This is a genomic window from Ruegeria sp. AF3 (genome assembly GCF_056536285.1).
In genome coordinates, this window is the sequence record NZ_JBQFJM010000001.1 from 1,784,029 (window position 1) to 1,805,297 (window position 21,269).

At 55.6% G+C, this 21,269-nt stretch carries 20 protein-coding genes and 2 pseudogenes; 9 read left to right on the top strand and 13 right to left on the bottom strand.

The annotated features are described in order from the left end of the window. The first annotated feature begins 202 nt into the window (after window positions 1–202). Genes ACR3FC_RS09040 through dnaQ form a run of 4 tightly spaced genes read left to right on the top strand, consistent with a single transcriptional unit; the run spans window position 203 to window position 2,937 of the window. Window positions 203–802 (top strand): Maf family protein, encoded by a 600-nt coding sequence (locus ACR3FC_RS09040; protein WP_480474395.1) that lies wholly within the window; start codon window positions 203–205, stop codon window positions 800–802. After that, the gene (locus ACR3FC_RS09045) at window positions 799–1,632 is read left to right on the top strand and encodes a shikimate dehydrogenase (protein WP_480474396.1); all 834 of its coding nucleotides are present in this window, start codon (window positions 799–801) and stop codon (window positions 1,630–1,632) included. The genes ACR3FC_RS09040 and ACR3FC_RS09045 overlap by 4 nt, the downstream gene beginning before the upstream one ends. Next, on the top strand, window positions 1,629–2,222 hold the full coding sequence (gene coaE, locus ACR3FC_RS09050; RefSeq protein WP_480474397.1) for a dephospho-CoA kinase: 594 nt from the start codon (window positions 1,629–1,631) through the stop codon (window positions 2,220–2,222). The genes ACR3FC_RS09045 and coaE overlap by 4 nt, the downstream gene beginning before the upstream one ends. After that, window positions 2,215–2,937 (top strand): DNA polymerase III subunit epsilon, encoded by a 723-nt coding sequence (dnaQ, locus tag ACR3FC_RS09055; protein ID WP_480474398.1) that lies wholly within the window; start codon window positions 2,215–2,217, stop codon window positions 2,935–2,937. Before coaE ends, dnaQ begins: the two co-directional genes overlap by 8 nt. Before the next feature lie 24 nt (window positions 2,938–2,961). Here the strand turns inward: dnaQ and secB are convergent, their stop codons facing one another. Beyond that, the gene (secB, locus tag ACR3FC_RS09060) at window positions 2,962–3,462 is read right to left on the bottom strand and encodes a protein-export chaperone SecB (RefSeq protein ID WP_209506872.1); all 501 of its coding nucleotides are present in this window, start codon (window positions 3,460–3,462) and stop codon (window positions 2,962–2,964) included. A gap of 54 nt (window positions 3,463–3,516) precedes the next feature. Further along, on the bottom strand, window positions 3,517–4,017 hold the full coding sequence (locus ACR3FC_RS09065) for an FxsA family protein (RefSeq protein ID WP_480474399.1): 501 nt from the start codon (window positions 4,015–4,017) through the stop codon (window positions 3,517–3,519). A 108-nt stretch (window positions 4,018–4,125) separates the two neighbouring features. Here ACR3FC_RS09065 and ACR3FC_RS09070 point away from each other — a divergent pair, with 108 nt between their 5' ends. From ACR3FC_RS09070 to ACR3FC_RS09080, 3 genes are read left to right on the top strand one after another with little or no spacing between them, the layout of a single operon-like run. Next, entirely contained in the window at window positions 4,126–4,788 is a 663-nt protein-coding gene (locus tag ACR3FC_RS09070; RefSeq protein WP_480474400.1) for a Tim44/TimA family putative adaptor protein, read from the top strand. Continuing rightward, window positions 4,785–5,825, top strand: coding sequence for a murein transglycosylase A (mltA, locus tag ACR3FC_RS09075; protein WP_480474401.1), 1,041 nt, complete (start codon window positions 4,785–4,787; stop codon window positions 5,823–5,825). Before ACR3FC_RS09070 ends, mltA begins: the two co-directional genes overlap by 4 nt. Further along, on the top strand, window positions 5,825–6,412 hold the full coding sequence (locus tag ACR3FC_RS09080; RefSeq protein WP_480474402.1) for a Smr/MutS family protein: 588 nt from the start codon (window positions 5,825–5,827) through the stop codon (window positions 6,410–6,412). The genes mltA and ACR3FC_RS09080 overlap by 1 nt, the downstream gene beginning before the upstream one ends. On the opposite strand, the gene ACR3FC_RS09085 is transcribed toward ACR3FC_RS09080, so the two are convergent. From ACR3FC_RS09085 to ACR3FC_RS09105, 5 genes are all read right to left on the bottom strand, one after another. Then, on the bottom strand, window positions 6,409–7,629 hold the full coding sequence (locus ACR3FC_RS09085) for an MFS transporter (RefSeq protein WP_480474403.1): 1,221 nt from the start codon (window positions 7,627–7,629) through the stop codon (window positions 6,409–6,411). The two genes, ACR3FC_RS09080 and ACR3FC_RS09085, sit on opposite strands and share 4 nt — an antisense overlap. Then, the gene (locus ACR3FC_RS09090) at window positions 7,626–8,726 is read right to left on the bottom strand and encodes an alpha/beta hydrolase (RefSeq protein WP_480474404.1); all 1,101 of its coding nucleotides are present in this window, start codon (window positions 8,724–8,726) and stop codon (window positions 7,626–7,628) included. Before ACR3FC_RS09090 ends, ACR3FC_RS09085 begins: the two co-directional genes overlap by 4 nt. Window positions 8,727–8,879: 153 nt before the next feature. Then, complete coding sequence (locus ACR3FC_RS09095) at window positions 8,880–10,574, bottom strand: Na/Pi cotransporter family protein (protein ID WP_480474405.1); 1,695 nt, start codon at window positions 10,572–10,574, stop codon at window positions 8,880–8,882. Between the two features lie 4 nt (window positions 10,575–10,578). After that, entirely contained in the window at window positions 10,579–11,376 is a 798-nt protein-coding gene (locus ACR3FC_RS09100) for an inositol monophosphatase family protein (protein ID WP_480474406.1), read from the bottom strand. Window positions 11,377–11,748: 372 nt separating this feature from the next. Beyond that, the gene (locus ACR3FC_RS09105; protein ID WP_480474407.1) at window positions 11,749–12,606 is read right to left on the bottom strand and encodes a glycosyltransferase family 2 protein; all 858 of its coding nucleotides are present in this window, start codon (window positions 12,604–12,606) and stop codon (window positions 11,749–11,751) included. Between the two features lie 494 nt (window positions 12,607–13,100). Between ACR3FC_RS09105 and istA the strand changes: the two are divergent. Beyond that, window positions 13,101–14,621 (top strand): annotated as a pseudogene (gene istA, locus ACR3FC_RS09110) (IS21 family transposase); the annotation flags it as partial. Continuing rightward, window positions 14,619–15,406 (top strand): annotated as a pseudogene (gene istB / locus ACR3FC_RS09115) (IS21-like element helper ATPase IstB). The pseudogenes istA and istB, both read left to right, overlap by 3 nt. Window positions 15,407–15,661: 255 nt before the next feature. Here the strand turns inward: istB and ACR3FC_RS09120 are convergent. Genes ACR3FC_RS09120 through ACR3FC_RS09145 form a run of 6 tightly spaced genes read right to left on the bottom strand, consistent with a single transcriptional unit; the run spans window position 15,662 to window position 21,266 of the window. After that, window positions 15,662–17,197, bottom strand: coding sequence for a hypothetical protein (locus ACR3FC_RS09120; protein ID WP_480474408.1), 1,536 nt, complete (start codon window positions 17,195–17,197; stop codon window positions 15,662–15,664). Continuing rightward, a complete protein-coding gene (locus ACR3FC_RS09125; protein ID WP_480474409.1) occupies window positions 17,194–18,303 on the bottom strand; it encodes a DegT/DnrJ/EryC1/StrS family aminotransferase in 1,110 nt (369 codons plus the stop codon). The genes ACR3FC_RS09120 and ACR3FC_RS09125 overlap by 4 nt, the downstream gene beginning before the upstream one ends. After that, a complete protein-coding gene (locus ACR3FC_RS09130; RefSeq protein WP_209508306.1) occupies window positions 18,300–18,719 on the bottom strand; it encodes a sugar 3,4-ketoisomerase in 420 nt (139 codons plus the stop codon). Before ACR3FC_RS09130 ends, ACR3FC_RS09125 begins: the two co-directional genes overlap by 4 nt. Then, window positions 18,716–19,675, bottom strand: a complete 960-nt coding sequence (locus ACR3FC_RS09135; protein WP_480474410.1) for a GNAT family N-acetyltransferase — start codon at window positions 19,673–19,675, stop codon at window positions 18,716–18,718. The genes ACR3FC_RS09130 and ACR3FC_RS09135 overlap by 4 nt, the downstream gene beginning before the upstream one ends. Next, window positions 19,672–20,592 carry a glycoside hydrolase family protein gene (locus ACR3FC_RS09140; protein WP_480474411.1) on the bottom strand — a complete coding sequence of 307 codons (921 nt, stop codon included), beginning with the start codon at window positions 20,590–20,592 and terminating at the stop codon, window positions 19,672–19,674. The genes ACR3FC_RS09135 and ACR3FC_RS09140 overlap by 4 nt, the downstream gene beginning before the upstream one ends. Then, on the bottom strand, window positions 20,589–21,266 hold the full coding sequence (locus ACR3FC_RS09145) for an acetyltransferase (RefSeq protein WP_480474412.1): 678 nt from the start codon (window positions 21,264–21,266) through the stop codon (window positions 20,589–20,591). Before ACR3FC_RS09145 ends, ACR3FC_RS09140 begins: the two co-directional genes overlap by 4 nt. Window positions 21,267–21,269 lie beyond the last annotated feature (3 nt).

Sequence of the window (21,269 nt, forward strand, 5' to 3'; positions counted from 1 at the left end):
ACCATACTTGACCTGTGGATAACCCGATGGGTATCGCTGGATAGATCTGTTATCCCAAGAATTGGAGTTATCCTTGTCCCGACAGGATGAGATTTGAGCGACTCGGGGATCTTTGCCACAAAATTCCCGGGGTTGCGTGTCAACCGGAAAACCATACAAAACACCCCAGAACTCTTATCGATATGCACACGGGGTTTTCCACATGCCTGTCCCCATTCTTCTGGCTTCGGGATCCGTTATTCGCGCGCAGTTGCTAAGGAACGCAGGTGTGCTGTTTGCGGTGCAAACGGCGCGCGTGGATGAAGAGGCGGTCAAAAGGGCGTTGCTGGCGGAAAATGCTTCGCCACGCGATATTGCCGACACGCTGGCTGAGATCAAAGCGCGTAAGGTCAGCGACAAGAACCCCGGCGCCATGGTGATCGGGTGTGATCAGGTGCTGGATTTCGAAGGGCTGCTGCTGTCAAAGCCCGAAACCCCGGAACAGGCGCTGGACCAACTGAAAGCCATGCGCGGCAAGCGGCACATGCTTTTGTCCGCAGCTGTGATCTATCAGGACGGTGAGCCGATCTGGAGGCATGTAGGGCAAGTGCGTTTGCGGATGCGGGCCAGTTCTGACGCCTATCTGAAAAACTATGTTGCGCGGAACTGGGACAGCATTCGCCATGCCGTCGGAGCCTACAAGCTGGAAGAAGAAGGCGTTCGCCTGTTCGCCACCATTGACGGCGACTATTTTAACGTTTTGGGTATGCCCCTGTTAGAGCTTCTCAATTTTCTGGCTGTCAAAGGGATGATCGAGCAATGACGGACAATCGGGTTCCTTTGGCCGGAGTGATTGGGCATCCCATCGGGCATTCGCGCTCTCCCAAGCTGCACGGGCATTGGTTAAAGACCTATGGGCTTGCCGGGCATTATATCCCGATGGACGTCGCCTCTGCTGATCTGGAGACTGTGCTGCGAACCCTGCCCAAAGCGGGCTTTGTCGGGGCCAACGTGACCGTTCCGCACAAAGAAGCGGCGTTGAAGATCGCAGATCACGTTTCTGACCGTGCAACCGTGATCGGTGCTGCAAATACGCTGGTGTTTAGAAATGATGGTTCGATACATGCAGATAACACTGACGGGTACGGGTTTATGGAAAACCTGCGCAGTGGCGCACCTGACTGGAATGCGAAAGATGGCCCGGCGGTTGTGTTTGGTGCCGGGGGTGCTGCCCGTGCCGTTTTGCAGGCCTTGTCTGATGCCGGAGTGCCGGAAATCCTGTTGACCAACCGGACGCGCGCCCGCGCGGATCATCTGAAGGAAGAATTCGGCCAACGCATTCGCGTGGTCGATTGGGTTCAGGCGGGGAATGTCATCGAAAACGCCGAACTGGTGGTCAATACGACCTCACTGGGGATGCAGGGCCAGCCAGAGCTGCGCGTGCCGTTGGATGGGTTGCAGCCCGGTGCCGTGGTAACGGACCTGGTCTATGCCCCGTTGAAAACCCGCCTGCTGCAAACTGCTGAGGAGGCCGGATGCACCTCGGTCGATGGTCTCGGGATGTTGCTGCATCAGGCCGTTCCCGGGTTTGAACGCTGGTTTGGGGTCCGCCCCGAAGTAGACGCGGATACGCGCGTGGCGGCCCTGGCATGAGTTTTGCGCTTGGCCTGACAGGCTCAATCGGTATGGGGAAAAGCACCACAGCGCAGATGTTCGTTGAAGAAGGGTGCGCATTGTGGGATGCGGATGCGGCAGTGCATCGGCTGTATGCCATTGGTGGAGCAGCGGTTGAGCCAATGCGGGCAGCCTTTCCCGATGCGATACTTGATGGGGTGGTCAGCCGAGACGCGTTGAAACGGATTATCGCGGATGACCCGACCACGTTGAAAACGATTGAGGCGATTGTGCATCCACTGGTCGCTGCTGACCGCGCAGAATTTCGCGAAAGCGCTACAAGCGACATCCTGGTGTTCGATATCCCGCTTTTGTTTGAAACGGGCGGTGATGCAGCAATGGATGCGGTGGCCTGCGTTTCGGTCCCGGCCGAAGACCAAAAGCGGCGCGTTATGGAACGGGGCACGATGACCGAGGCGCAGTTCGAGCAAATCCGCGCCAAACAGATGCCGAACGATGAAAAATGCGCACGGTCGGATTTTGTGATCGTGACCGATACTCTGGACCACGCCCGCGCGCAGGTGCAGGATGTGGTCAGGCAGATACGGGCGGGGATGGCACATGCGTGAGATTGTACTGGATACCGAAACCACCGGGTTTGACCCCGAAAGCGGGGATCGGATCGTGGAAATCGGCGCCGTTGAGCTGTGGAACCACGTTGCCACCGGTGAAACCTATCACGTCTATATCAACCCCGAACGCTCGATGCCGGAAGAAGCGTTTGGCGTGCATGGTATTGGTCCCGATCTGCTGGACACCCCGCGCCCGCCTGAAAAGGGCGAAGTGACTCTGAAAGACAAGCCGGTCTTTGCAAAGGTTGGCCATGGATTTCGCGAATTTGTTGGCGATGCGCGGTTGGTGATCCACAACGCCTCATTCGACATGAAGTTCCTGAATGCCGAGTTGAAATGGATGGGTGCCCCGCTTATCCCCATGGAGCAGGCGTTGGATACACTGGCAATTGCCCGTAAACGGTTCCCCGGTTCGCCAGCGTCACTGGATGCGCTGTGCCGTCGCTTCAATATCGACAACTCGAACCGTGTGTTGCACGGCGCGTTGCTCGACTCGGAAATTCTGGCCGAGGTTTACCTGGAATTGATCGGTGGGCGGCAGCCGGATTTTGGTCTGTCGACATCCACATCTTCTGCGGACGGCGGCAGCGATGATTGGCGAGCTACACCGCGCAGCACACCATTGCCATCCCGGATCACCGAGGATGAACGCGCAGCACATGAAGCTTTCGTGGAAAAACTGGGCGAGAACGCCTTGTGGACCCGCGCCTGATCCGGACAGGCGCGGGTCAAAACCTTACGCGTCTGCTTTTTGGGCCTGTTCGGCCTGACGGCGCATCAACTCATTGCGATAGAGCGCAACGAAATCGATATTGTCCAGGTTGACCGGCGGGAAGCCGCCATCGCGTGTGATATCGCTGACAATGCGGCGCAGGAACGGGAACAACATGCGCGGGCATTCGATCATCAGGAACGGGTGCAGCTGATCTTCCGGCACACCTTCCACGTGGAACATTCCGCAATAGTCAAGTTCACACAGGAACAAGATGTCATCCATGCCTTTGGCTTTGGATGTCAGGTTCAGCTTGATCGAAACTTCGAACTGATGGTCCGCCGCGCGTTTTTTGGCATCCAGATTCACCTGAACGGCGATTTCCGGTTGTACGTCTCCGGAAACGCCCTTTTGCGCCATCACGTTTTCAAAGGACATATCACGGATGAACTGCCCCAGAACACGCATCTGAACCTGCGGGGCGGCTTGGGCCGCAGTGTTTTCTGCAGCGTTTTCTTCGGCCATGGATCTACTCCAAAAATGAAATTCGCCACTGCTTAGCAAGTTGGGCGCGGCACCTCAATGCTGGTGGGGGCCTTCCACCCATTTCGAAGGCTTCGACGAGTCTTTTTTTGGCCGAACTTCGGTGAATTCCCCATCGATGATATCGCCCTGATCGAAAGGGTTCCCCCGGGTTTGATATCCGGGGCCCGGCCCCATCTGGAACTGAGTCACTGTAACTTTGGATTTCAGGTACCGGAAAACGGCGATGCGGATACCGGGAACTAACAACGCAAAACCAACGGCATCAGTGAAAAAACCCGGTGTCAGCAACAAAGCGCCCGACAACAGGATCATTGCCCCATGGGCCAGGGGTTCGGTCGGATCGTCCAATTCGGCAAAGGACCGTTGCAGCCGTCCAAGCGCCATGCGACCTTGTGTCCGCACCAAAACCGTGCCCAGAACCGCGGTCAGCACTACGATGGCAAGTGTCGGCCACAACCCAATCAAACCACCAACCTGAATAAACAGCGCGATTTCGATTATGGGCACCAACAAAAATGCCAAGAACAGATACATTTGCGTTATCCTTTCCCTTAGGCCGGGCTGTGGACTTGCCACTCACTGTCACCTACATAGTGGCATGAGGCCGTGTATACAAAGTCGCGGCGTTGAAAAGAGAATGAAATGAGCGACAACCCTATGATCCAGCTCCTGGTCCTGGCCGGAATTGCCATTTTCCTGATCCTGCGCCTCAAAAGCGTATTGGGCACGCGTGAAGGCTTTGAAAAACCGCCTGTGCAGCAACAGCCCGAAGCCCATAAATCGCGCCGCGGTTTCGAGGTGATCGATGGCGGCCCGGATCATGACATTACCGACCATGTCGCCGAAGACAGCGAACAGGCGCAAACCCTGGCTGCAATGAAACGTGTCGAGCCCGGCTTCTCGGTCGGCGAGTTCGTTCAGGGTGCGCGCGGTGCGTATGAGATGATCGTGATGGGGTTTGAAAGGGGCAATCTGGATGAAATCCAGCCTTTCCTGTCGGAAGAAGTGTTCGAGACTTTCGTTTCGGTCGTGGCAGCACGTGAAGATCAGGGCCTGACCATCGAGGCTGAATTCATCGGCGTGCGGGAAACCACCCTGACGGATGTGAAATTCGACAAGGACTCAAACCAGGCCGAAATCACGATGAAGTTCGTGGGAGAGCTGACCTCGGTCGTGCGCGATCGCGGAGGCGACATCGTCGAAGGCAACCCGAATACCGTGAAGCGCCAGAAAGACAGCTGGACCTTTGCCCGTGTCATGGGCAAGGACGATCCGAACTGGCTGCTTGTCGCCACGGACGCATGATTGCAACGCTTCGGTCGCTTTTACTGGTGGGCGCAATGACCACCGCCAGCGCTGCCGGAGCCGAGGCAACGCGATCCATTCTGTCGTTTGACGATCTGCAGGGCTGGGCGGAGGACGACCACGGCGCGGCCCTTTCCGTTTTTCTGAACACGTGCGGTGATCTGGATGACCCGGATTGGCGCGCCTTGTGTGGTGTGGCCAGAACATATGAACCGGATGCTGCCCGCGCCTTTTTCGAGTTATTCTTCCGCCCTGTTCTGGTCGAGGATGACAAAGAGGGCCTGTTTACCGGCTATTTTGAACCCGAGCTTGACGGCGCGCGCACCCGGACAGACCGTTTCAAATACCCGATCTACAAGATGCCACCCGAAGCCCGTGCGGAAGGACCATGGCTGAGCCGTCGTGACATCCTGACCGGCGATGTGATGCAGGGCCGCGGGCTAGAGATTGCCTGGGTCGACGACCCAGTTGAGCTGTTCTTTCTGCAAATTCAGGGCTCGGGGCGTATTCGATTGTCGGATGGCGGTGCGCTGCGGGTTGGATATGGTGGTGCGAATGGTCACCCCTATCGGTCGATCGGTGTCGAGTTGGTGCGACGCGGGGTTCTGGGTGCGCATGAGGTCAGCGCCCAGATGATCCGCGCCTGGGTGCGCAAGAACCCCGAGGCCGGTGCCGAGTTGCTGTTTCACAACCCGTCATACGTGTTTTTTCGCGAAGTTTCACGCGTTGCCCCTGAATTTGGACCTTTGGGGGCGATGAACCGGTCGATCACGACAATGCGCTCGATTGCGGCGGACCCCGCCTATACACCATTGGGCGCACCTGTCTGGGTGGAAAAGGACGGTGAAAACCCGTTGCGACGGCTAATGATCGCGCAGGACACAGGCGCGGCCATCAAAGGTGCGCAACGGGCGGACATCTTTTTCGGTACCGGTGAAGAAGCCGGACAGGCTGCGGGCAGGCTGAAAGATCCGGGTCGGATGGTTCTGTTGTTGCCTATTCAGCGCGCCTATGCCCTGTTGCCGGATGAATTCTGATGACCCGGCGCAAACTGACAACCGATGAGATCGAGCTTTGGCGCAAGGTCACCAAACAGGCCGAGCGTCTGCATCCGGACTGTCCTCAGACCGTCCATCCGACCACCCTGCCGAAACCCAGGCCCAGAAAAACACCAAAACCCCGGTTTGAGGTGTTTGAGCTTGGTCAGAACCTTCAGCCGAACTCGAAGCCAAACGATCTGAAACCATCGTTGACGGACGCGCTGCGTGCCGCGCCTGTTCAGATGGATATCAAGGCTTTTGGCCGGATGAAGCGCGGTAAGCTAAAGCCCGAAGGCAAGCTGGATCTTCACGGTATGCGGGTTGATACGGCCCATCCTGCGTTGATCCGTTTTATCCTGAGCGCGCAGGCACAAGGTAAACGACTGGTTCTGGTGGTCACCGGCAAGGGCAAGGACCGCAACGAACCCGGCCCAATCCCGACGCCGCGTGGCGTATTACGCAATCAAGTGCCGCATTGGCTGTCCATACCGCCGTTGGCGAAGGCGGTGATGCAGATCACGCCCGCGCATATCAGTCATGGCGGCGAGGGTGCTTATTACGTCTATCTCAGACGAATGCGCTAAAAATCCCGACGGGCGTGGGAAATACCTGTTCGGACCAGAACGCAAACCAGCACGAAGAACACCCCAACCCAGATGAACTGTGTGTTCAGCGAAACGCCAAGGTCAATCAGAACGCCGGTCAGGCCGGGGCCGATGGCCGACCCCAGCACCATGACAGCCGCGGCCATCGCCTTGATCGCACCGATATGCCGGGTTCCGTAGAATTCGGCCCAGAATGCGCTGGGCAATGTGCTGTTTGCTCCAACGGTCAAAGCCAGGAAGACCAGCCCCAGGGTCGCGCCGCTGATCGAATTGGTTGTGCCCAGAATGACGAACCCAAGTGCGATCGGAAGCTGGTAGTAGGGCATGATCCGGGCGGTCCCCCATTTATCCAGCGCCCAGCCTGCGACAAACATGGAAAACAGAGATATTCCGGTAAAGATCGGGAATAGAGCCACCAGTTGGATATGCTGCCATCCCTTCACATCGGCCAGAAAAACCTGATGGAAGAAAAATGCGGTGATGAATGCGGATGGCCCAAGCACTGATGGCACCATAAACCAGAACAAAGGATGGAACAGAGCGTCCCGCCGGGTCCAGTGTTTTCCCTGCATTCCCGATGCTGAAAACGCGTTGGCGAGGCTTTGTGGAGTTCTCTCTTCTCGCAGCAGCCGCATCAGAACCGGAATACCCAGCGCCGTGATGCCCGCCGCGGCAACCCACAGCCAGCGCCAATCCAGATAGACCATGGCGCCAACAAAAATCAGCGGCAACAACGCCTCACCAAGCGCATAGCCGGTGGATGCGATGGAAAGTGCTTTGCCCCGCGTAACCGTGAACCAGCGGGCCATTGCGACCACGGCGAGATGCGTGCTCATCCCCTGCCCAAATAACCGCAGCAGAAAGATCACCAGCGGTAACAGCAGCAGCCAGGTGTTCAGCGCCATAACAATGGCGGCCAACGCCAGTCCCGCCAACACAACTGGGCCCAATACCCGTACGCGGAAGATATCCGTCAACCCTCCAGCCCAGATCATCACGATTGCAGACAGGGTCGTGCCTAACGTGTACAGCCCACCCCATGCGCCGTGGCTGAGGCCATATTCAGAGCGGATTTCACCAGCAAAGACCGAGATGAAAAAGGTTTGCCCAAAACTGGATAGAAATGTCAGCAGAACGCCGGTCGCAAGCCAGGTCGCGTTGTCCACAAGAAACCGGTGCAGGGAAACCCGCGTCACGGATTGCTCACCTGGGCCTGGCCGGTTTCAGTCAGCACGATTTCTGTTGCGCCAACAGGATTGCGCTGGCTTGGCGGTACGAGGATGTCGATCCCGCGCCGGTCATCGCGCCCAAAGGTTTCGCTGACCCGGCGCACGGAGCGGAGGATAGTCAACAGGGCTGGAGAAGTGGCGGCCACAAAATGGGAAGATTCCGCATCGCTGTTGAAGGCAGTCGTATCCACGATTTCAATCGGATATTCGGACAGTTTCTCGGCCGATCCGATATTGCCCAGCCTTTCACCATCGGCGGTTCCCCTCAGCCGGCCTGAGATGTTCAGGATCTTATCTTTCTTGGACACCATCACGACAAAAGGATCAGGAGGATTGTCGATACTGTTCATCTGCGACCGAAAAACATCCACGTCCAGATCGGGAGAGATCAGAATAACACCTTCCAGATTTCTCTTTGCCCAGCCCGGCTGTTTCAGTTCGGTTTGCCGTATCATCTCCATAGCCAGCGCGCCGCCCATTGAATGCGCCACAAGGGCCACCCGCCTGACCCCCATCGACTTGAGAAGACGAATGGTTTCCTCCAGCCCATCACGGGCAAACAACATGCTGTCCAGATCATAGGCATAACCATAGCCTGTCGCGCGGCTGGGCCATGAATAGACAAGGATTTGACCGGGAATACCGATATCATGTGACAGCTGAGCAGCCCTGAACAATGTCTCTGTCTGAGTGGAGTTATAGCCATGCACAAAAATCGTGACTTCGTCAGCCCCACTCAGCCTGTCCTTCAACTGTTGCGGCCCGCTTAGCTGATCGACCTCTGCCAGTACGAACTGCTTTCTCGGGTCAGGGTTTGCGTATGAAAATTTAAGGCTTCCCGGTGAACGGCCCGGTGGTATCGACACGGTCGTTTCCAGAAATTGCAGGCGTTCTGCGCGGCGGAATCCATACGCGCCATCGGGCTCGCGTGCACGTGTGGTGGCCGCAAAAACTGTTTCGGGAGTTCCGATTTTCAATGCAGATGGGACCGTTTCGGATACGGTCCGGTCGACGCAGGCCGCCAGCACGACCGGACACAGAATGAAGATTAAGAAACGCAGCACAGAAAGCCCCCGGAAACAAGTGCCGACACGCTACCTTATTCTAATCCCGCGTCCAGCACGGCCACGCGCAAAAGCGGCAGAAACCGGCCTGAGCGGTTACAATCTGTAACAGACCGCACCCCTACGAAACCGACCTTTGCCGGTACCGATAGCCTAGACCTCTGTGTCCTCGCCCTGCTCTTTGCGCGGCATTTCTTCGATCAGGCGTGTTTCCAGCAATTGCCCGTTTCGATACAGGATCGGATAGGCCACCGCAGCGATGTGGCTGTTGAATTCCCGGAACGCGCGCAGGGTTTCCAAGTGGATATCGCTAGTCTCAAAGCTTTCCGTACTGCCGTGCTGCAAGCGTTTGAGGTGGCGTTTGCGGCTGTCACGCTCGGCCCGTTTGATTTCGGTTTTCTCAAGGCTCAGCAGACGGGCGCTTTCCAGATCGTCCGAAATCAGAACGTTTGAGGCCAGTTTGAGGTTGGCGAGGATGCCTTCGTGCATCTCAACCAGTTCCGACCAGCCGTCTTTTGAAAATGAAGCACCTTTCTTCCGCATGTCGCCCGCCAGAACAGTCAGCCGCTTGGCAACAACGTCGCCCGCAGTTTCCAGCCGGATTGCGTATTCCATCAGGTCGCGCGCCACTTTTGCGTTCTGCTTTCCGAATGTCTCCTCGGGAATGGCGGCCACGAATTTTCGAACACCCGACAGGCAGTCGTTCACATCTTCGTCCATGTCCCTTACGGCGCGTATCTGGTCCTTGTCGCCGCTGCGGTACAATTCCAGCGACGGGCGGAACATCGACTCGACCAGATCACTCATTCGCAGCAGTTCACGCTTGAGGCTGGACAGCGCCTGGGACGGGCTGCCAGCAGTGCGTACGTCCAGCGCACTGGCCGGGCGACCTGACTGGGCCAGCGCGTTCGCAGATTTCGGGTCCGGAAAAAACTGCTCGAACGGCACTCGCAATCGCCCGCAGAACGGCAGCGCCAGCACCAGCAACGAGGCATTGAATGCCAGGTGCGCATTGACCAGCATCTGACCGCCCTGCAAATCCCCCAGAACACCGGCACGCAGTGCCGCAGTCGCCGCGAAAAGGGTGACTATCGCCCAGCTGCCGCGCAAGGCCAGGTTGGCAAAAGGTATGCGCCTGGCAGGCATCTCCATCCCCCGGCTCAGCCAAACAGGTATGAAGGCTGAACCGAAATTGGCCCCCAATACCAGCGACAGCCCGGCGGCAAACGGAATCGCGCCAATCTGGACCAGCGTCACACACATCAGGATTGCCGCGACCGAGGAATGCATGACAAAGGCCAGTGCGCCGCCGACCAGAAACGCTGTAATATAGTCGCGTGCCAGATACTCGGCGACGGCAGGCAGAAAGGCACTGTCCCGGATCGGGTCCATGGCTTCGCGCAAAAAGCGCAATGAAATCAAGATGAACGCAATCCCCATCAGGATGCGCCCCAATTGCCGGGGCCTCTTGGCCTCGGTCTTGACAAACAGATACCCGCCAACTGCCAGAAGCAAAGGTATCAGCCAACCCAGCTGGAATGACAACACCTGAATAATCAGCGCCGAACCGAGATCAGCGCCCAGCACGATTGCAAGACCGGTGGGAAAGGTCAGGAAACCTCCGGCAGCAAAACCCGATGTCAAAAGGGCAACCGCTGCCGAGCTTTGCAGAACCACCGCCATCACAATACCCACCATTGACGCCTGCGCATAATGGCTTTGGCCCGTCATGAGGCGCTGGAACGAAGCCCCATAGCTGCGCTCGATCCCAGTGCGGACCATCCGCACTGCGTAAAGCAGCAGCATCGTGGCTCCGGCCAGGCTGATGAGAAAGCTTACTATCGCCATGATCCTACCCGTTCACCAAGTCCAACATTTCCCCGTGCAGCTCGGGTGTAGCCGCTGAAATCACCCGGCCGTCAGAATTCAAGTCAAGCGGCTGACCCTGCCAATCTGTCATCACCCCACCCGCAGCTTCAACCACGGCCAGCACTGGCAGGTAATCATAGGGCTGTAGATCATAGTCGATCACAGCATCCACATGACCCGCCGCCAGCAGGGCATGGGGGTAGCAATCATAGGCGAACCGTCTGGTCTGTCCAGATTGCATCAGCCTGTCGAATAACGCCGGATGATCGCGATAGATCTTGTCCCCTTCGTTTACAAAAAGAATGGACTGATCCAGCCGCGTTTGGGCCGAAGTCGTGATCGCATGGCCATTCAACGTGGCGCCCTGGCCAAAAACGCCGGTAAACACTTCATTTATCGCTGGCATGCCGATCACGCCGATATCCGGTTTTCCGTCAACCAGATGCCCCAATAGAAATCCAAACAGCGGATGACCTGACAGGAATGACCGGGTTCCATCGATCGGGTCGATGATCCAAACCTCGCGGCACTCCTGCCCTTCGAACCCATGTTCTTCTCCAAAGACGCCGTGATCGGGGAAATACTGTTCAAGATAGGCGCGAACCTGGGATTCAACACCCTTGTCGGCCTGTGTCACCGGGCTTTCATCCGATTTGAACTCGACCCCCAGCGCGCCACGAAAATACCCCCGCGCTGCTTCGCTGGCCAGGTCAGCTATCTTTACCGCATGAGACAGCAGGTCGGCGCTTTCGTCGGTCTGTGAGGTCCTTGGATTCAGCATTCGATTCTATCCTGTTTAGCGATGAAGCGCGGGTATTGGAGGCGATAAGTTAGAAAGCCCCTTGTCGGCGTCGGTCTGGGTAAAGCCCAAACAAAAGCCTTTGGCACTCACTTTTTGTCTGAAGTGAGTCTTGCTGCATCGGGGTCCTCAAATTCCACCACAAGTTTCCACAGTAATCCCACAAAACCACCCAAATACAACAAAAAAATCTTACATTACCTCGTATTCAAGATAAATGTGTGGATTTTGTGAAATAACATGTCGACCATTTTAGGTGGAATCAGGCCAGTTGTCTGCAAAACAGTCATACCCCAATGTCAGAGGCCCGTTGGAGGTTAGAAAGCTTGAAAAAAGCCGTGCATCTTACTCGTGCTATTTGCCCGAAGTCGATGAAGACAAGTTCCGCGCTGACCATACAGCCCGCAGAAAAGCCACCTGTTTGGCGCGTTTTCGTTTTGAAAACAAAACCAGAGGTGAAGCCACCTGCAGTAAAGCACTTATCAATGCATTCAAAAAAGGAGCCGGGCGTTTGTGTTTGCGTGCCGCGTAAACACGCGAGCGACCCATGTGCCAGGCTTTGATCGCAGCTATCTTTGGGTTTTTGGGAGAAGATTCTCCACCAATATGGGTTACTTCCGCGTCGGGAAGGAATATCAAGGGCCCCACTTGTTCATTCAAACGCAGACAGATGTCGTCATCTTCGTGGTACAAGAAGATATTTGCATCGAATCCACCGACCTTCTCGAACGCCGACTGGCGCACAAGCAACGCTGCGCCAGACAATATCGGAACCTGTAAATCAGTATCGGTTTCAATCCCGCGCAACCACTTATTACGTGGTAGCAAGACACTGGATCGTTTCAGCAACCCTTTGCCAGACTTTTGGGTAAATGCCGGATTGAATGCTGAGGCAGTTTTGTGCAGGTCTGCGCCGGCCAGCAACTTCTCCAAGCTTCCCTTCAATAAGCGCGCATCTGGGTTCAAAAACAACAAGAACTCGGTCTCGACCCCGGCCGCACCCTGGTTACACCCTACCCCAAACCCCGCGTTCTGGTCGTTTAGAATGAGTTTGGCGTTCTTGAGTTGTGCGAGCCGCTCTAGCTCTTCTAAATCGTCCGAGCCATTATCGACTAACACTATGGGAACACCATCGGGAACCGACGCCAGCATCTGAGGAAGAGTGCTGACGCTGTTGTAGGTTACACTGATAATTGTAACTCGCGGTTCCAATGCTTATCCGTACGTCGTCAGTTCGCAAATTCGATGATATTGAACTAGTTTTAATTCGTCTTTCCTTGGAAAGACTTTCCTAACAAGCCAGATCTACCTCACCTAAGTCGTCCAAATGGCATCGTCAAGTTATTGTTTGCAATCCAAATTGGCCAATGCGCTGGGTGATGATCAGTAGATTCCCCGACCTCGCCTAAGGCATTTTCGCGTTCCGCATTCCTTCAGTTTTCGTGCCATGTCCGTCGTCAGGGTTTGGAGTAGCCCCCCGAAAGTGGCCTACCAACTGGGATAGGCCTTTTGCTCTGAAACCCATTTTCCGGCCATTTTTGACTTGAGTTTTCCGCAACGAGTCCTTGGCTGGGAGAAGGAGTGGAAGCGATGTGTTGATTTCCGCTGAGAAGTGAGCCGGTAAGCCAGATAATTTTCACTGAGAATTGACCCATGTGAGCACATTGCCCCGACGTTTTCGTTTGGGGAGATTTGGAGTGATCGACATGGGATTTTTGAGTGTCATACGACGCTGGGCATTGCGTGACAAAATGCCAATTCGCGAGATTTCACGGCGCACGGGGCTGTCTCGCAACACCATCAAAAAGTATCTACGCGAAGGCGCTGTAGAACCGAAGTTCAAGACACCGCCGCGTTCTAGCAAATTGGATCCGTATGCGGATCGGTTGTCTGCCTGGCTGCTCGCCCAGACACGCAAGCCCCGCAAGGAGCGGCGCACGGTGAAGCAGATGCATGCTGATCTGGTGAAGCTGGGTTATGAAGGATCCTATGGCCGTGTTGCCGCATTCGCGCGGACGTGGCGGTCAGATCGGCACCGTGCGGAACAGACGACGGGACGCGGAACTTACGTGCCGCTGGTATTCCAGCCGGGTGAAGCGTTCCAGTTCGACTGGAGCGAAGACTGGGCCAATATCGGTGGAGATCGGGTCAAGCTTCAGGTCGCCCATATCAAACTCTCACACAGCCGGGCTTTCCTCGTGCGAGCCTATCCGTTGCAAGCGCATGAGATGCTGTTTGACGCCCATTGGCATGCGTTCCGCGTGTTTGGTGGCGTTCCCGGCCGCGGGATTTACGATAATATGAAGACGGCCGTGGACCGTGTGGGCCGAGGCAAGCAGCGTGACATCAATGCCCGCTTCAAGGCCATGGCCAGCCATTATGTTTTTGAACCAGAGTTCTGCAACCCTGCTGCGGGTTGGGAGAAAGGTCAGGTCGAGAAGAACGTCCGCGATGCGCGCAACCGGCTGTGGCAGGTCATGCCCATCTTCAAGGATCTGGGCGAGCTGAACCAATGGCTTGAGGATCGCTGTGTCGCCCTATGGGCCGAGACAAAGCACCGGGAATTGCCGGGTACTGTTGCTGATGCATGGGAAGCTGAGAAGCCCACGTTGATGGCGCTGCCGCCCGCCTTCGATGGATTTGTCGAACACAGCAAACGGGTATCGCCGACATGCCTGGTGACCTTCGAACGCAACCGGTACAGCGTGCCGGCCAGCTTTGCCAACCAGCGTATCAGCCTGCATGTCTACCCCGAACGTCTGGTCATCGTGGCTGAGGGCCAAACCGTTTGTTCACATGAGCGGATCATAGAGCGGTCACATCGCAAGCCTGGCAGAGTGGTCTACGATTGGCGTCACTATTTGGCAGTCATCCAACGTAAACCGGGTGCTCTGCGTAACGGTGCGCCGTTCACAGAGATGCCAGATGCCTTCCGTCGACTCCAGGATCATATGCTCCGCAAAGAGGGTGGTGACAGGGAAATGGTCGATATCCTGTCACTGGTTTTGCATCACGACGAGGACGCAGTTCTACGCGCCGTAGAATTGGCGTTGGAAGCCGGGGTTCCTACCAAGACGCATATCCTGAACCTGCTGCACCGCTTGATTGACAAGAAGCAAACAGACCTTCCAGAGATCGACCCACCAGATGCGCTGGCTTTGGAAACGACCCCGAAGGCAAACGTGGACCGCTACGATGATCTGAGACAAACCGGGAGAAGCGCCATGCGTCATGATCCAGCAGGAGCTTCCGTCGTGATCATGCTGCGCAGCCTCAAGCTGTATGGCATGGCAAATGCAGTAGAGGATCTGGTCGCTCAGGGCGCGCCCGCCTTCGAGACCGCAACACCGATGCTGTCTCAGCTTCTCAAAGCTGAGATCGCTGAGCGGGAGGTGCGGTCAATCGCCTATCACACCAAGGTGGCGCGCTTCCCTCTTACAAAGACCTCGCAGGCTTCGACTTCAAATCCAGTGAGATCAACGAGGCCACTGTCCGGCAATTGCACCGCGGAGAGTTCATGGAAAATGCAGAGAACGTTGTCCTGATCGGCGGCCCCGGTACTGGCAAGAGCCACATCGCGACTGCCATCGGCGTTCAGGCCATCGAACATCACAGGCGTAAAGTCCGCTTCTATTCGACAGTGGAACTGGTCAATGCGCTGGAGCAGGAAAAGGTGCTAGGCAAAACCGGGAAGATGGCTGAGATGATGACCAAGGTCGACTTGGTCATTCTCGACGAGCTCGGCTACCTGCCATTCAGCTCATCCGGCGGCGCACTGCTATTCCACCTGCTCAGCAAGCTCTATGAGCGCACCAGCGTCATCATCACAACCAACCTCAGCTTCTCTGAATGGGCGCAGGTCTTCGGGGATGCAAAGATGACAACAGCTCTCCTCGACCGCCTCACGCACCGCTGCCACATCCTCGAAACCGGTAACGACAGCTACCGCTTCAAGGCAAGTTCTGAAGCAAGGAAAACGAGAAAGGAAACGCCAACATTGACCACAACATAAACGCTGAGACATAAACAAAGGTGGGTCAAATCTCGGTGAAAATACCGGGTCACTTCTCAGCGGAAATCAACAGACGGGAAGATCATGATCGAGCATTCAGTGCATGGGCAATCTCGGCAATGCGGAAAACTCTATGCCCAGGTGGCAGAGGGGTGGGTAGCACAGCAAAACGGGCACGGATTCTACATCCAATCGGCCCAGATCAAGGGGCCGGGTCAATTTTGGTCGCTCCCCCACCCCTAGTCAGACCAAACTTCACCTCGGTCTCTTGCCATGCAGCCGCCGATTGAGCTGACGGGCCAGTTCTCGACACAGTTTACGGGGTGACGTGAGCTTCTCTTCAAGACCTGCAAGTCTGCCCTCAAGTTCGGCAATCTCTTCTTCAAGGGTCAACACCTTGTTTTCGGCAATGAGCCTGCTCTCCTCAGACGCACGCCTATCACGCTCCTCGTCTAGAAAAAAGAACAAGTGATTTACAGGGTGTTCAATTAGGGGCGGCGGCACACAATTCTGGCTCTTAATAGCAGAAACGAGTGCATCACTGGAATGGTTTCGTTCGAAACACGCACGTGACCGACTGGCATGATCCGATAGAATTTCTGGAGATAGGCCAGCGAGTACCTCAAAAAGCTCTTCTTCCGTTTGCCAAGTCAGTGCGCCCGGATAGGCCACGTCAGCTCCGCAAAACATGCGGTGGCGATAATTCTGATGCATCAATAGGGGGATGCCTGCGGCCATAGCCTCAATTGTTGATTTCCCGCCACCTGTTGGAAAGGAACCAAGAAAAATGTCGACATTTTCGTCGATCAAAGCCTGCGCGACAGAAGGCGCGTAGGAAATAAACTTTACCCGATCAAGTGGGACGCCATTGTCTACAAAACTCTTTTCGATGGAGCTACTGAGATTGGTTGACAAGGGTCCGATATGAACGTGGGTTCCGCCCGTGGCCTTGAGGATTTTTGGCAGAAGCGATGCATAGTCGAAGGCGTAGCCATTTGTTGCAAATTTGTCCGCTCGTCCGACGGAACAACTTCTCCAGCAATGGTTTTTGTTGAACTCCCTATTTTGTACACCTACATCATTGCGCAGGATCAGGGGCCAGTAGATATTATCTGTGATCCCAAAATTGTGGCGACAATTCTCGAATGCCATATTAGCGAGATCGACGTGTCGAAACTGCTTGCAAGTCACACCAAGACTGAGGTGATGATCTGCATGGTGGACGAAGATGGTATTGGGGATACCTGCAGCCAATGCGGCGCAAAACCCGATGGTATCCTGATGATGGAAGAAGAGAAGAAGATTTTCCGGGGCCTTGTCACAAAGGTATTTACAAACACTATCCAAGCGCGCGGCACTATCCACGCCCTGCACAGTAGTCACCTCCACTTGGTTGAATGCCGCGAATTCCTCCGCAATTGCGGTATCGGCCCGGTCAAAGCAGTCCGTCAGCAATATTGTGACCGGCGAGTCGAACAGGTTTAGATTCACGATGTCCGCCATAACCTGTTCGTGGCCGCCGGCCCTAGAAAGCTCGGAGGCGATGATAACCGTGCCCGAACGATCTGCCGCATCTCGCGGGACGCTGCATTTGATTTCTTCCGCGATGTCCTGGCAGAGCGCATCCAGTTCTTCACTTCCCAATACACGGGTTATTGCGCGTGGATTAGTTAGAATTGAATCGACGAACCATCGAACACTGTCGAGCGCAGAAGCAATATCTCTGATGGCGAGCGCGTTGCGAATCTGATTTTGCAGCGTGGCCAATTCTGGCAGGGTCGTACCTCTCATGATGACTTGATAGCCTTAAGAACTCGTTCGGAAACCATGTCGACTGCCTCTAGGGGCATCTGCGGGCCACAAGGAAGGCTTAGCACTTCGTCGGCTAGCCGACGTGCGACTGGAAAGTTGTCTGGTGTAAACCCCAGATCAGCATAGGCCTCCTGCATATGCGGCGGAATCGGGTAATGGACTTGTGTGCCGATGCCTGACTTGTTCAACGCCTCTTGCAGCTGCTGTCGCTGCTGGACCCGCACTACAAAAAGGTGCCAAGCCGATTGGAAACCCTCAGGCTCAATCGGCAGGACCACACCAGGTGCATTGGCAAGCCGCTCCCGGTAGAGTGCTGCAATCTTGGCGCGATGCGCATTCCAAGCGTCAAGGTGATCAAGTTTGACTTTCAGAACAGCCGCCTGGATCGGGTCGAGCCGGCTGTTGATGCCGCGGACCTTATTCACGTATCGCTCTTGCGACCCGTAATTGCGTAGAATGCGGATGCGTTCAGCAACATCGGCGTCATTTGTCGTTACCGCCCCAGCATCGCCCAGAGCGCCAAGATTTTTGCTTGGATAGAAGCTCCACGCGACCACGTCGCCGTGTTGTCCGATCTTTTCTCCTCGATATCGCGCACCGTGTGCCTGTGCGGCATCTTCAACAACGCGCAGATTGTATCGGCGCGCAATACCCATTATCTGCCCGAGGTCGGCAGGTAGGCCGTAAAGGTGCAACGCGACGATAGCGCGTGTACGGGGCGTGATCACTGCTTCAATATGGCTTGGGTCGATATTGTGTGTCGCCATTTCTGGCTCCACCGGTACAGGTGTAGCGCCAGCAATGCTGACGCCAAGCCACGTCGCGATGTACCCATTTGAAGGCACGATCACCTCGTCGCCTTCACCGATACCCAGTGCGCGCAACCCAAGATGTAAGGCGTCCAGACCACTTGCTAGACCGACGGCATGCGCCGAGCCGCAGTATGCTGCAAAGGCGGTTTCGAAGTGATCAACTTCTTCGCCAAGGACATACCAACCTGATGCCAGAACACGAGTGACAGCTTCATTGATGTCCGATTGCAAGGTGCGATAGGCCTCGCCGAGGTCGAGGAAAGGAACCTTCATTGCAAAGCTCTTTTGAGGGCAAGGAATGTGTCGTAGTCCCGGATGTAATCAGCCTCGTCGTAATAGTCTGAAGTGAGCACAAGACAGACGGACCCCGCATCGAAATTCACCTCGGAGGCCCAGATCATCGGTGGGACATGTAGGCCTAGCCAAGGCCTATTCAGGTGGATGGTTCGTTTTGCAATACCATCATCGGCTTCAACATCAAAACTTCCCGAGAGGCAAATAAGAAACTGATGCAGTGCGCGATGAGCATGTGCACCACGACTTTCAGCAGTGGGAACGTCGTAGAGATAGAAGACGCGCCGGATGTCGAAAGGCACATGCCTTTCGGATTCAATAAAGGTCAGATTGCCTCGGACATCGGAACGCTTAGGCAGTTCTAGAATTTTTAGGTCAGAGACGTTTGGCTTCATAGGGAGTCTAGTTGAACCATGTAGAACTCATGAGCAACCCCTCCGCCACCGAATTCTGTCTTGAATCGATAAAGTCCGGCGTTAAGGACATGACCATGGTCTTCGTTGCTTGAACCGAAATCGAAGTATCGCACGCCAGCCGATTTGGCATCTTTGATTGAGGTATCGAATACTGCATCGAGAGCGGACACAGCATATCCGTCTTCGCTCGAGGCGATATACTGCGCGTGCCAGACCTGTCGCGAAGCGAACAAAAGGGTTCCTGCGACGATTTTGTCGCCTATGTGTGCTGTGCGTAGCTTAATTTCATCCGGGAATCGTCCCGCGAGATCCTTGATCTCGGTACGGGAGTGCACCGGTCGCGTCTTGTGTTTGCGTGCGAGATTGTCTTCTACCACATCCCATAACGCGTCCAGCTTCGCAATATCTGCACTGACACTCACGACGCGTCGCGCCTTTTTTAAGGACCTTTTGCGTCGACTGGAGACGGGTCTACGAAACGATAGGTCAATAGTGCTGGAGAGATCGCAGCGCTGGCGTTCCGCCCCAAGGCGGAATAGCGCATAGAGGTCGTCTGCTGCGGGTGACCGCGCATAAATGTGAGGCACCGGCTTGTAGAGCAACCGGTCACATCCGACGCTTCGGTAGTGTGCCGCAACTGCATGAAAAGCGTCAATCGCGCTTTCTCCCGTAAGTTGCCCGGCGTGAACGAACCCGCCATAAGTTGCGCCGGGATGACTGACCACAAGCGTCGCATCGTTCGGTGCGCGTGCCGCGGGAAGTATCGCGCGAAGCTGGTCTTTGTCATAAAGGAGGAGCGAAAGATCCTCGAACCTGTCGCCGTGGTAGGACAAGAAGCGACGGCTGTGCAGCAGCGTCGCGTTAACAGCAACATGGCAAAATGCGTCCCAAAGTGGGCTATCATCCAATGAAAAGGGTTTAATCACTAGGGTCATTCAGCAAGTTCCGCTACCGCAAAACCAGCGGCACCGAAGCCGTCGCCGTTGTAGAAACACCAGGTCCGGCCCTGCGCTTCGACCACAGCCGAATACATGATTGCTTTTCCGTCGAAACCACCCGGCGTGACATCAAGACCCATCTCCGTATCTTTGCGCGTCCACGAAAGTCCGTCGCTGGATTCCGCATAGCCAAGGCGGTAGGCTCCAAGCGAAGTACGGCGAATTGAATAGAAGAGCTGATAGTCGTCTGGCCCGCGCTTAACCACCCAAGGACGGCCGAACCCGTGTTCGTCGCCGTCGGTCAGTGCCATCGACACGCAGCCCCGAGAGGGCCAGGTCATGCCGTCGTCCGACTCCGCATAGCGCAAGTCGTAAACCGGCATCTGTTTTCCAGCCACGTCGATCCAACGGCTTCCCGCGACATACCACATGCGAAATTTTCCATCGTTCAGAAGCACGAACGGACCGCCGCGAAAGTACAGCTCCTCATCCGAGCGATCGAGGATGGGTGTGTTCGAATAACGCTGAAACGTCTTTCCATTGTCTTCGCTTATAGCGAGGCCGGTCATGATGCGATAGCGGATGTGATGGCAGATCTCAAACCCGGCGTAGTAGAGAAAGATACGGCCGCATGGCGCACGCACCGGACTTAGCGCCATGATGCCGTTGTCGTCGAAAGATCCGGGAATACCGGGACCGAGGACCGGGCCGTCCGATTGCCCAACCACGCGGGTAGGGTCCTCCGCCAAAACATCGACATATTGAATGTGCCCGCGGCCTTTGGAATCGAGCACAGTGACGAAGACACGCAGTGTGTCTTCGTCTATTCGGAAAGGCGTTGGACCCATCCCGTGAGTGTAGCCACCAAGCTGTTTAGTGGGTGCCCAGACGATGCCACGTTTGTTCCAAATCAAGACCGCACCTTAAACATACGCTTAGGCGTTACACGTGAGGGGGCCGGCTGTTCACCCTTGAAAAGCTGGTTTGCTTCTGTGTTCTGAAGAAGTGTGACACCCGGACCGATCCAATTATCCTCGCCAATCGTGAGATTGTTAGCAAGCGAAGCGTTCACGCCGAGGAATGAGTTTTCACCGATGTCGCAGAATCCAGAGATCACAACGTGGGAAGACACGAAGCAATTGTCGCGGATCCTGCTGTGATGCCCAATGTGGTTGCCGCTCCACAACACGACATTGTCGCCGATCTGTACGAATGGCTGGATCGTGTTGTCTTCGAAAACGAAGCAGTGTTCACCGAGAGTAACGTTGTGCCAAACCGATGCACGGCTCGATATATAGGACGCGGGTTTGAAGTGCTTTGCCTTTGCGACCTCGTAAAGGCGCGTTCGGAGGCGATTGAGCTGCGTGTAAACCAGCGCAGCGTAGAAATGCACGCGCTCGGGGTCGAAATAATCTTCGATCCTCTCAATAGGAACCACGGGTAGCCCGAACTTCGTTTCTGAAGTAAGGTATGCCTCTTCAACTGCGAAACCTTTCACCTCAAATTTCGAATCGTGTGTAAAGCATTCATAGGCGACTTCTGCGAAGGCATGGTCGCCCAAAATAACCACTTCCGATGTCTTGTCCATGCT